9 protein-coding genes are annotated in these 12255 nt (G+C 42.4%); 4 read left to right on the plus strand and 5 right to left on the minus strand.

The genetic code is table 11. The annotated features are described in order from the left end of the window. Positions 1-247 precede the first annotated feature (247 nt). Complete coding sequence (gene gloA / locus ACR5KR_RS20260; RefSeq protein ID WP_322669818.1) at positions 248-682, minus strand: lactoylglutathione lyase; 435 nt, start codon at positions 680-682, stop codon at positions 248-250. Positions 683-951: 269 nt separating this feature from the next. Here gloA and eno point away from each other — a divergent pair, with 269 nt between their 5' ends. Then, a complete protein-coding gene (gene eno / locus ACR5KR_RS20265) occupies positions 952-2241 on the plus strand; it encodes a phosphopyruvate hydratase (protein WP_445630772.1) in 1290 nt (429 codons plus the stop codon). A gap of 87 nt (positions 2242-2328) precedes the next feature. Here the strand turns inward: eno and argC are convergent, their stop codons facing one another. Next, positions 2329-3387 (minus strand): N-acetyl-gamma-glutamyl-phosphate reductase, encoded by a 1059-nt coding sequence (gene argC / locus ACR5KR_RS20270; RefSeq protein ID WP_445630771.1) that lies wholly within the window; start codon positions 3385-3387, stop codon positions 2329-2331. Between the two features lie 317 nt (positions 3388-3704). Here argC and ribBA point away from each other — a divergent pair, with 317 nt between their 5' ends. Continuing rightward, the gene (gene ribBA / locus ACR5KR_RS20275) at positions 3705-5378 is read left to right on the plus strand and encodes a bifunctional 3,4-dihydroxy-2-butanone-4-phosphate synthase/GTP cyclohydrolase II (RefSeq protein WP_448267775.1); all 1674 of its coding nucleotides are present in this window, start codon (positions 3705-3707) and stop codon (positions 5376-5378) included. A 27-nt stretch (positions 5379-5405) separates the two neighbouring features. Here the strand turns inward: ribBA and ACR5KR_RS20280 are convergent, their stop codons facing one another. Continuing rightward, a complete protein-coding gene (locus ACR5KR_RS20280; protein ID WP_448267776.1) occupies positions 5406-5570 on the minus strand; it encodes a hypothetical protein in 165 nt (54 codons plus the stop codon). 127 nt (positions 5571-5697) lie between these two features. Here ACR5KR_RS20280 and ACR5KR_RS20285 point away from each other — a divergent pair, with 127 nt between their 5' ends. Further along, positions 5698-7617, plus strand: coding sequence for a M48 family metalloprotease (locus ACR5KR_RS20285; RefSeq protein ID WP_448267777.1), 1920 nt, complete (start codon positions 5698-5700; stop codon positions 7615-7617). Positions 7618-7696: 79 nt separating this feature from the next. Here ACR5KR_RS20285 and ACR5KR_RS20290 read toward each other — a convergent pair whose 3' ends face one another. Continuing rightward, positions 7697-9409 carry a diflavin flavoprotein gene (locus ACR5KR_RS20290; RefSeq protein ID WP_448267778.1) on the minus strand — a complete coding sequence of 571 codons (1713 nt, stop codon included), beginning with the start codon at positions 9407-9409 and terminating at the stop codon, positions 7697-7699. A 160-nt stretch (positions 9410-9569) separates the two neighbouring features. Beyond that, positions 9570-11294 (minus strand): diflavin flavoprotein, encoded by a 1725-nt coding sequence (locus ACR5KR_RS20295; protein ID WP_448267780.1) that lies wholly within the window; start codon positions 11292-11294, stop codon positions 9570-9572. A 109-nt stretch (positions 11295-11403) separates the two neighbouring features. On the opposite strand from ACR5KR_RS20295, the gene ACR5KR_RS20300 reads away from it, so the two are divergent. Then, positions 11404-12255 carry a pantothenate kinase gene (locus tag ACR5KR_RS20300; protein WP_448267781.1) on the plus strand — a complete coding sequence of 284 codons (852 nt, stop codon included), beginning with the start codon at positions 11404-11406 and terminating at the stop codon, positions 12253-12255.

The following is a 12255-nucleotide window of genomic DNA, read 5'->3' on the forward strand; positions in this document are numbered from 1 at the left end:
ACCCGCCTAAAAAGGGAAAAGTCTCGTGCATCTGGGTTTACTGACACAAGACGACAGTGTGCAGGAAAAATCAATCTCTCTCTAGCTCAACTTTTTAAGGCATCACTGTGGATTTTCCTATGGCTCTTAAGCACAAATTACTGCCCAGATTCCCGACTCCTTAAAGAAGTCGGGAATCTGAATCCAGCTTAGATAAATGACATTCCACCCTACTGGATAATTAATTTTTTGGAAATCCCCGATCGAATTATTGACTCACAAGTTGCTCTTGTGATTCCTGTTTGACTGCCGAACCTTGAGTTCCCAATTGAATCAGTTCAATTTTATACCCATCAGGATCTTCCACAAAAGCAATTACCGTCGAACCATGTTTCATTGCTCCTGGTTCGCGCACGACTTTACCGCCCTGAGTGCGAATTTCTTCACACGTAGCGTAAATATCATCAACGCCAAGGGCAATGTGACCGTAAGCATTACCTAATTCGTACTTTTCCACACCCCAGTTGTAGGTTAGTTCGATTACCGAGTTGTCGCTTTCGTCACCATAGCCAACAAAAGCCAAGGTAAATTCTCCACCTGGATAATCTTTTCGGCGCAGCAGTTTCATTTTGAGAATTTCACAGTAGAACTTTAAAGATTCTTCAAGGTTGCCCACCCGCAGCATTGTGTGTAGTAATCGCATATTGACCTTTTCTCTGTAATTGATTTAGTGTTATTCTCTGCAAACATTTTACCTAGCTCAAAGTCTTAAGGTAAAAATGCTGTCACAGAAAGAATTAAAAGCCGAGAGGACAGAATAAACAATTACCCATTCTGGGCATTGCTCCCTATCCCTATAATGGAAATCTTCTTTAATCTCAGCCGAGAAAGTCTCTTAACCACCTATGCTAGCGATTGGGTTAGGCAACTGGACTGGATGCGTAACACACTCGAATAAAGGATAAAGTACAGATGAGTAAATTTCTAGATACTGCCATTGAGGCGATCGCAGCTCGTGAAATTCTTGATTCACGCGGTAGACCGACAATTGAAGCCGAAGTGCATTTAGCTAACGGTGTTGTCGGATTGGCGCAAGTTCCTAGTGGTGCTTCTACTGGCAGTTTTGAGGCTCACGAACTGCGTGATGGCGATAAAAGCCGTTATGGGGGCAAAGGCGTACTCAAGGCAGTACAAAACGTCAAAGAAGCATTTGCACCACAATTGTTAGGCTTGGATGTCCTAAATCAAGAACTGCTAGACCGCACAATGATTGCGATCGATGGTTCTACTAACAAATCCAATTTGGGGGCTAATGCAATTTTGGGGGTTTCCTTAGCAGCTGCTAAAGCTGGTGCTGAGTCTCTAGAAATTCCTCTATATCGCTATTTGGGTGGCCCTTTAGCGAATTTGCTCCCAGTACCGTTGATGAACGTGATTAACGGTGGCGCACACGCATCAAACAACGTGGATTTTCAAGAGTTTATGATTGTCCCAATTGGTGCAACTTCCTTCCGAGAAGCATTGCGCTGGGGTGCAGAGGTGTTTGCTACTCTCAGTCAAGTATTAGATGAAAAAGGTTTGCTTACTGGTGTGGGTGATGAAGGTGGCTTTGCTCCTAACCTAGAATCTAATCAGGTGGCTTTGGAATTGCTGGTTGCTGCCATTCAGAAAGCTGGTTACAAGCCAGGCGAACAAGTAGCTTTGGCGCTGGATGTGGCGGCTAGCGAGTTTTACAAGAATGGTCAGTATGTTTACGATGGTAAACCTCACGCCCCAGCTGAATTTATTGATTATTTAGGACAACTAGTTGACCAATACCCAATTGTGTCAATTGAGGATGGCTTACACGAAGAAGATTGGCAAAGTTGGCAATTACTGACCCAGAAGTTAGGTTCGCGGGTGCAGTTGGTAGGGGATGACTTGTTTGTAACGAATGCTACGCGCTTGCAAAGAGGCATCCAAGAAAAAGCCGCTAATGCCATTTTGATTAAACTCAATCAAATTGGTTCTCTCACCGAAACCTTGGAAACAATTGATTTGGCAACTCGCAACAGTATCCGTTCAGTAATTAGCCATCGTTCCGGTGAAACAGAAGATACAACGATCGCTGATTTAGCTGTAGCCACCCGTGCCGGTCAAATTAAAACAGGTTCCCTGTGTCGCAGCGAACGCGTAGCAAAATATAATCGCTTGCTGCGAATTGAAGATGAACTAGGCGATCGCGCCGTTTATGCTGGTGCTGTGGGGTTAGGGCCGAAGTAGGGAATAGGGAATAGGTTACAGGTTACAGGGAATAGGTATTTTCTGTCCCCTGTCCTCTGTCCCCTTTTCCCTTTCCCTTTCCCCTAATCAAGGATAAAACCCCAACTTGGGCAACCCCAAGGTTTCATCCCAGCCCATCATCAGGTTCAGACACTGAATAGCTTGGCCCGCCTGTCCTTTAATTAGATTGTCAATTGCTGACATGACAATTACGCGACCCGTGCGTGGGTCAACTTCTACACCGATGTAACAAAGATTGCTGCCGTTAGCCCACTTGGTTTGAGGGTAAACGCCGCTACCGCAGACTTTTACCCAAGGAGAGTTGCGGTAGAAGGCTGAGAAAATTGTGATTAAATCATCTCGTACTAGACCAGGGTCGCTCATTGTGGCATATACTGTTGCCAAAATACCGCGTACCATTGGGATAAGGTGCGGTGTAAATTGAATCATAAGTTCGTGACCAGCTAAGTCACTGCAAATTTGCTCAATTTCTGGGGTATGACGGTGACGAGCAACATTAAAAGCTGTTATGGAGTTGTCGGCTTCAGCTAGTAATAAGTTGGTTTGAGCCTGCCGTCCGCTGCTAGATGTGCCAGACTTGGCATCGATAATAGCTGTTTCTGGTCTGATTAAGCCTTGCTTTAAAAGTGGCGAAAGTGCAAGAAGACTAGCAGTGGCATAGGAACCGGGACAGCCAATAAGTTGAGCTTCGGCAATGCGATCGCGATAAAGTTCTGGTAATCCATAAACTGCTGTGGCTGCGATTGTGCGATCGCTTCTCTCTGTACCATACCAATTGGTATAAGTTGTCAAATCACTAAACCGATAGTCTGCACTCAAATCTAGTACTTTACATCCTTTTTCCAAAAGTTTGGGTGCGATTTGGCAAGCCAGACCATTTGGTAAAGACAGGAAAACTACTTCACAGCGGTGAGCAATTATTTCTGGTTCTACTGCCTCTATTAGCAGGTTAGTTGCATGAGCCAGATGCGGGTAGAGATCCCCAAAGGATTTCCCAATACTAGTCTCACCTCCTAAATAAACCATTTCGACTTCTGGGTGATCCATCAGTAGTCGTACTAACTGCACTCCACCATAGCCCGACGCGCCAACAATCCCAACGGGTACGCGTCTAAATTTGCCCATGATCCCAAATCCTTATCCCATGAATGGTTAATTCGTTCTCAGCTATCAACAATATCAGCGACCAGACGCGCAGCGCACAAAAGGTCTTAAACCCCTCTACTTTGTTCTTTAGAAGATGGGGGAGCAAACAAATGATTATTATGCTTCCTCATCTCCTTCGTACTTTACTGTCGCTGCACTTTATCGCCATTTTTAATGGCAAAAATTTTTGCTCCGTTATCAAATCATTGCTAGTCTACTTCTCTGCCTTATAAAGGAGCTACAATCTAAAAGAAGAAATTGTTAAAAAAATTTACGTTTATAGCTGGAAATCTTCTGTGTCACAGCCTAATCCTACCCAAGCTTTTAAATTTGATTCGATTGATGCCGCTTTAGCAGACCTAAAAGCTGGTCGCGTCATTGTAGTGGTAGATGATGAAAATAGAGAAAATGAAGGCGACTTAATTTGTGCTGCCCAATTTGCTACACCCGACATGATTAATTTTATGGCGGTGGAAGCAAGAGGACTCATTTGTTTGGCAATGACAGGCGATCGCTTAGACGAGCTAGACTTACCCTTGATGGTAAGCAACATTACAGATACTAACCAAACTGCTTTTACTGTCAGTATTGATGCCGGACCAGAATTAGGTGTCACTACAGGCATTTCAGCAGAAGACCGCGCCCGCACTATCCAGGTTACTCTCAATCCAGCCACAAAACCTACCGATTTGCGTCGTCCTGGTCATATTTTTCCGATTCGGGCTAAAGCTGGAGGCGTACTCAAACGCGCAGGACATACGGAAGCGGCTGTTGACTTAGCGAGATTAGCAGGGCTATACCCGGCGGGTGTAATTTGTGAAATTCAAAACTCCGATGGTTCAATGGCGCGGTTGCAGCAGTTAGTTGAATACGCAAAACGTCACAATTTAAAAATTATTAGCATTGCGGATTTAATCAGCTATCGCCTACAGCACGATCGCCTAGTGTATCGTGAGGTAATTACCAAACTGCCTAGTCAATTCGGTCAGTTTGAAATTTACGCCTATCGCCATACTCTGGATAATACAGAACACGTTGCAATTGTCAAGGGCGATCCAGCTAATTTCAAAGATGAGCCAGTGATGGTGCGGATGCACTCAGAATGTTTAACTGGTGACGCTTTGGGTTCTTTACGCTGCGACTGTCGGATGCAGCTTGTAGCTGCACTGAAAATGATTGAGTCTGCTGGTCAAGGTGTAGTTGTATACCTGCGTCAAGAAGGGCGGGGAATCGGCTTGATTAACAAACTCAAAGCCTACTCTTTGCAGGATATGGGACTAGATACAGTAGAAGCAAATGAGCGTTTGGGATTTCCTGCTGACTTGCGAGACTACGGTATGGGGGCACAAATGCTCATGGATTTGGGCATTAAAAAGATTCGTCTGATCACCAATAATCCCCGCAAAATTGCAGGTGTCAAGGGTTATGGGCTGGAAGTAGTCGATCGCGTGCCATTGTTAATTGAGGCAAACGACTACAATTCCTATTATCTGGCGACAAAGGCGAAAAAGCTGGGTCACATGCTGTTACAAACTTATCTGGTGACAGTGGCAATCCACTGGCAAGATGACCCGGAAGCTGTGACGGAACGTTATGAACGCTTAGAAAAACTGCGACACTTAGCCAGAAGTAACGATCTATTGTTACAGGAAGAAGCGCGTCCCTTGGCGATCGCTATATTTGACGAGCCATCTTTAACAGTACACTTGGGTTTCGATCAGGCAAAAGTTGCTAGCTGTGATTGGTATCAGCAGAGTGGTCATCCTTACATACAGGCAATCTTCCAAATTCTGGATAACCTAGCAATCGTGCCTTACATCCAGAAACTAGAATTTCTAATTTCTTCTGGTTGCGATCCTTTGAGTAATTTACAAGTCCAACTAGATCGGCAGACATTCGCGGATGGTACACTGCCTTCTTCAATTAGCGATCGCTTGGAGACGCAACAAATTTACAGCTTTAGCAAATAGCCACAGATTATATTATCTAGCGGTGCATTAGGCGCTCATGTCATATTTTTCGTGACAAACTACATCAAAAAATGCGCCGCTTGCGATCGCTTGATGCAACGGGGTTGTTAGCCAATAATAATTTATAGAGTGTACTTCATCATCAAAGATGACTGCCAGAGAATTGCTGAAATACAGTTTCGGCTTCTTCAAGGCTGATACCGTGCTTCTTCAAATTTGCGACTACTTTTGATTTATCCCACTCGAACTCCATGACCAGATCGTATCCGATTTAGGGAATTCTAAACAAAGAAATTTGTTTAACAGGGAGTCGTCTAAAATGCTTTGGAATACAGCTCAGTTCGATAGTTTGATTGAGCGTACAGAGATATTTGCTCGAAAGCATCCCAATTTATATAGATTACAAGTAGCTCTGTTCGCCCTTCTGGGTTATGGATATCTACTGTTTATGCTTGTCTTTTTACTATCACCAGCAATTTTAGTACTTGGGTTGGTGATACTCAAGCAGCCTTTCAATATTTGGGCATGGTTTTATGTAATTATTATTAGTTTTCCTGGAGTTCAGTTTGCTATAGGAACTCTACCAGCTCTGTTGAGAAATAGTTCGCCAATTTATGGAAAATGTCTAAGTTGCTCCCAGTTTCCAAAACTATTTAGCTTGATTGATGAATTACAAATCAAAGTCAAAGTTACTTCCTTAAAGAAAGTTTTACTGACGGCGGAATTTAATGCTTCTGTTATACAAGCTCCTAGACTAGGGATATTTGGTTGGTATGATAATTATCTTATTTTGGGGCTTCCTTTAATGGCATCTCTATCGTGCGATGAATTAAAGGCTGTTTTGATTCATGAATTAGCACATTTGTCAGGAAATCATTCTCAATTTGATAGATGGATTTATTTGTTGCGACAAACTTTAGCAGATACTGTTAAACACATGCAGCAAGTCAATGAAGGACATCCCTCTATCTTCATTACACCTTTTGTTAAATGGTACATTCCGTTTTTTAATGCTTATTCGTTTGTACTTGCTCGAATTAATGAGTATGATGCTGACAAGTGCGCTCTTAAGTTAGCAGGATCTAAAACTTGTGCTGTGTCACTTATTAAAATGCAGTTAACAGGTGGATTTGCATTACATACTTTTTGGCCTAATCTATACCAGCAGGTAGAACATAAACCACAACCACCTGCTGATGCATACACCAAACTACTAACAGCTTTATTCCAACCCAATAACTTACAGGAAAGTTATAAGTTTATTAAACAAGCTTTAGCTCGCAAAACCAATAATATAGATACCCATCCTTGTCTGAATGAACGTTTGAAAATACTAGGTTTTACTTCAGTTTCTCAGAAACTTCTTTCACAGTGTTTTGTGCTTCAAGAAAATGCCGCAGAAGTGCTATTGGGTAAACAGGCATTGCAAGAATTTACCCTTGATTTAGATAAGGTTTGGAAACAGCAAATAGAGAGTTACTGGAGACAACGTTATGCAGTTGTACAAGAAGTTTTGCAAGAAATCAAAATCTTGGAAGAAAAGGAAACTCAGGATAATTTAAGTTTAGAAGATATCTGGAAGTTAGCTAATTTGAATTTAGAAGTAAACAAAGAAGAATTAGCTATGCAAAGGCTATATCAGTTATTGATCGTGGATTCGGATAATGTGAGCGTACATTACTTGCTAGGACAGATTTTGCTCAAACAAGATAATTTGGATGGAGTACAGCACCTAGAAACGGCTTTAAGCCAAGATGTTAGTTTAACAAATCATTGTCTACAAATTCTGTGTGAATTGTTTTGGCAACGTGGTGAAGTAAAAAAATATAACTATTATCGGGATAGGCTAGATGCTTTTAATGAGCAATTGAGCAAAGCTAAGAAGGAACGTTCTGCTGTGAGTCATCAAGACACTTTCTGTCAGCACGGATTAGAAAAAACTGAAATACGCAAAATTTGCACTTTGATATCCCAATGTCCTCAAGTTAAAAAAGCTTTCTTAGTGCAAAAAGTTATGAATCACTTCTCGAATATACCTTTTTTTGTTCTGGGAATTGTTCGCCACTCAAGCTTCCTTCGACTAGAGTCTAGTGATGCTGATTTAGAGCTAACAACAATTTTAAAAAAGAAACTCAACATTCAGCACAATTGGGAGATTATAGTCATGGCTAATGGCAATTCAAAAGTTATCAAAAAGATGCAACAAATAAAACAATCTCTTATTTATTACAAACAGTAATTTTGCGAGATTAAAATTACTGTTTTGGATTTTAGATTTTAAATAATTCATCAATTCATCCAAAATCCAAAACGCTGAATTAATAATGAGTTGCTGACTTGCGATGATGCACAGCTGTAACGCCATCTGTATCTAGCAATTTGCCACTCTCAACTGTCGCATAAACTAGCCAGTGGTCGCCAGATTCCATTCGGTTTTGTACGGAACATTCGAGATATGCTAGAGCATCCGTAAGTATGGGAGAACCGCTTTCAGCTTCTTCGGCGGCGACATCAGTAAATCGGTCTTGTCCTGGGCCAAAAGGTTTGAGGAAGTGCTTCATCAATCCCAAGTGATTCCCTTCTTTAAGAATATTCAGGACAAATTTGTTTCCTGTATGGGTCAGTGTTTCTACTGCGCGGTCTTTGGCGACGGCGATGGTTAAACCAGGTGGACTAAAGCTAGCTTGAGACACCCAAGAAGCTAACATGGCACTGGAGCGATCGCCTTCTTTGGCTGTGAGAACGCAAAGAGAACCGACAATCCGACCAACTGCTTGTTCTACATTTGTTGCAGGTTGACTTGGCGATCGCACTTTTCTAGCTTTTTTGAGTGCTTGGGCAAAGTCGGTTCCAGCTTCTTCACACAATTGTAAGGTAGCATCGTCGGGTTTGAATTTGACGCGGATTGTATCAAAACCAAATCGATAGCCAGCATCTTTTAATTTACTTTCAATTAAATCAACCGCTTCTCCACTCCAGCCAAAGGAACCAAAAGCACCAGCGAGTTTATTGTTAGTGGCGGTGGATAGGACAATTCCTAAAGCTGTTTGTACAGGTGTCGGTGCATGACCACCGAGAGTAGGAGAACCGATGATGAAACCACCGGCTTTTTCCACAGCCGCCCGGATTTCTTCTGGTTCAGTAAACTCGCAGTTAATCGATTCTACGGCAACGCCAGCTTTTGTAATGCCACGAGCGATCGCTTGGGCTAATGTGGCTGTATTTCCATAAGCTGATGCATAAATCAACGCTACTGTCAAGTCAGCAGAAGTTTGCTGTTGACTCCATTCTCGATAAGCTTTGGTCAGGTCGATTAAGCCATAGCGTACCAGAGGGCCGTGTCCAGTGGCATACATTCGCACGGGGAAATCAGCTAATTTCTCCAGCGCTGTTTCAACTTGACGAGCGTGGGGAGCCATCAGGCAATCAAAATAATAGCGCCGATCCTCGTTATATACTTCCCAACCTTCATCAAATACCTGATCTCCACAAACGTGCGCCCCAAATAACTTATTTGTGTAGAGAATTTCTGTTTGCGGGTCGTAGGTACAAAGTTGATCTGCATAGCGAGGATTAGGAGTGGGAATAAATTGTAAATTATGCCCATTACCCAAATCTAGAGTTTCTTCGCCGCGCATCACAAGAATTTGCAAATCTGAATTTTCCAGCGCCGCACGTAAATTTCTCGCTCCTGGATTAGAACACACAAAGGTGATTTGCGGGGCAATTTCTAACAAAGCTTTTAAAGTTGCAACACGGTTAGGATTTACGTGTCCCAAAATTACATAATCTAAATCTTCAAGATGGAAACGTTGCTGCAAAGCTTCTAAATAAATTTGCGTAAAGGTTTCCCCTGGAGGATCGATTATCGCGGTTTTCTCACTTTCGATTAAATAAGAATTAGCAGTTGTACCCTTAGCAAGAGCATATTCAATTTCAAATCTCAGCCTTGACCAACTGCGCGATCGCAGTACTCTTGTATCTGTAGCAATCGGAAAAACTTGAACGTCACGGGGTTTATTTTTTGACATAGGTAAAACAATTTTAGATTTTAGATTTTAGATTTTGGATTGTTAATTAAAGATCCAAATTCTGGATATTAAGTAGGCATGGGTATACTAAACAAATGCTTTATTGAGTGGTTATGGATTTTGGATTATTAATCTAAATTCCAAAATCCAAAATCCAAAATTAATAGTGGTTGCCAACTTTACGGTGATGCACAGCAGTCAAAGCATCTGGCTTAGAAACCCCTCCGGCGTAGACTGTGCTATATACTGCCCAATGGTCGCCGCAGTCCATTCTGCTGATGACTTCGCACTCCATGTAGGCGAGGGCATCGTTGAGGATAGGCGCACCATTTTCGGCTGGCTGAGTTCTCACACCTTCAAAACGATCTGCGCCAGGGGCGAACCGTTTCAAAAAGTGTTTCATTAATGGTTGGAAATTGCCTTCTTCTAAAACGTTGAGAACAAAGCGATCGCCTACTTGCATGAGTGATTCAATTGCCCGATCTTTGGCGACTGCAATGGAGAATCCCAATGGTTTGAAGCTAGCTTGAGCAACCCAAGAGGCTAGCATGGCACTGGATACATCGCCTTTTTTCGCAGTAATAATATATAACCCGCCGCTAAGTCTACCTAGTGCTTTATCTAAGTCAGCACCAAGGGATTTCATCGCTTTGATGTTGCGATCGCGTGTTACCCATTGAGCTAAGTCTGTACCTGCTTCTTCACACAACTTGTAGGTATTTTCTGTGGGTGTTTGTTTAATCCGAATTGGTGGAAAAACTGTTGTCAAACCCAAATTACGGAACTTACTCACCAAAGGATCTATTGGCTCATCATCGCCACCACCGGTTTCAAATACGCCGATAGCTTGCTTTTCTTTGACAGATCCTAAAACTGTGCTGAGTGCAGCTTGGATATTCGCAGCACCAGAAGCCGGAGGTAATCCAACGATTAGTCCAGCACAACGGCTAACTAGTTCTCGCAGTTCTTGTAAATCGACTTCAGATCCCAAATCGACAATTTCCACGGCGACACCAGTTTTACTGATACCGTTGGCAATTGCTTGCGCGAGGCGATCGCTATATCCGTATTCAGAAACGTAAAATATCCCAATTGTTGTTTCTGCCTTGGTTTGGCTTTGGCTCCAAGTGCGGTAACGTCCAACTAGTTCTTCAACATTGTGAGATAATAATGGCCCGTGCCCTGTAGCGATCGTGTCGATGGTTTTCAGTTCCGCCATCCGCTTCAGGGCAGAAAGAACCGATCGGGCATTCGGCCCCATCAAGCAATCGTAGTAGTAATGAAAGTCTTCTTCGATCGCTGCTAAGTCTTCATCAAAGGTGCTATCTGAGCAATAGTGCAGCCCAAAAGCATCGCAGGTGTAGAGAGTTTTGGTTTTGTGGTCGAAGCTGAAAATGGTATCCGGCCAATGTAAATTTGGAGCAATCACGAATTCAAATTCATGACCATTGCCCAAATCTAAGCGATCGCCATTTTTCACAATCCGCCGTTTAAATGGCTGATGTACCAAATCCTCAAGAAACTGAATCGCCACTTTAGAACCGACAACGGTTATTTCTGGAGCCATTTGCAGCAAATCTTTAACTAAACCGCTATGGTCTGGCTCGGTGTGGCTGATAATTAAATAATCAATCTCTGTTGGATTAATTAGTCCAGTAAGCGTATCAAAGTATAGTTGACGAAACTTTTCATGGGAGGTATCAACTAAGGCAGTCTGCTCCCCGCGAATGAGAAACGAGTTATAAGTAGTACCGTTTTGCAGACCAAACTCAATATCGAAGCGATCGCGATCCCAATCCAAAGAGCGAATAGCCGTAGTCTCTTGAGCAATCTCTACAGTCTGTATGGTGAGCCGTTTTTCAGTTTTTTCGGTGAGTGCTACCATAACTCCCTCCTTGACACAATGAGTATTTCTTCCTCTTCTTTTATTGTTACACGGCTTTAATGTTAATTTTTATTAAAAAATCTATAGTTGACTTAAAAAAGTTAAAAGTGTGAAACCACAGAGCCACAGAGAGGAAATTTGGCTAGCCTTAGAAATTGGTAATTCGCGGCTGCATTGGGCATTGTTTATTGGCGAGACACTTTACTCAGCTTGGGATACCGACTATTTTTCTGAGTCTGTCATCCGACATCTAGCTGAATGTCAAACCCTAAATGATTTATTATCGGCAATTTCTCCAAGCCATCAACAAAGTAATTTTCTCACAAATACTCCACCCCTTTGCGCTTTTGTCTCTCTGCCTCCGTGCCCTCTTCTCCTTGCCTCGGTAGTTCCCAGCCAAACTGCTATTTGGCAAACTTACCCAAACGTTCGCGTTATTACCTTAGAGCAAATACCACTCAAAGGCGTGTATCCCACATTGGGAATTGACCGCGCTTTAGCTTTATGGGGTGCGGCGAAAACTTGGGGTTTTCCGATGTTGGTAATTGATGCTGGGACAGCGTTAACTTTCACGGCTGTGGATACTAATGAGTATCTAGTTGGAGGTGCAATTTTGCCGGGATTAGGTTTGCAATTTGCAACTCTCGGTCAACAAACAGGACAATTACCATTAGTAGAAATGCAAAATTTTCCGTCTCTACCAGCACGTTTTGCTCTCAATACTCAAGAAGCAATTAAAAGCGGAGTAATTTACACAGTATTAGCTGGAATCAAAGATTTTATTAATGCGTGGTGGGATTTATTTCCTGATGGAAAAATTGCGATTAAAGGGGGCGATCGCACTTTATTAATTAACTATTTGCAAGCTTTATATCCTGAAATTGTAGAACGTTTAGTTGTGGAAGCAAATTTGATTTTTTGGGGAATGCGCGAAATAGTAATGGGTGATAGCACAGAATGA

This window comes from Nostoc sp. DSM 114159 (genome assembly GCF_053470285.1).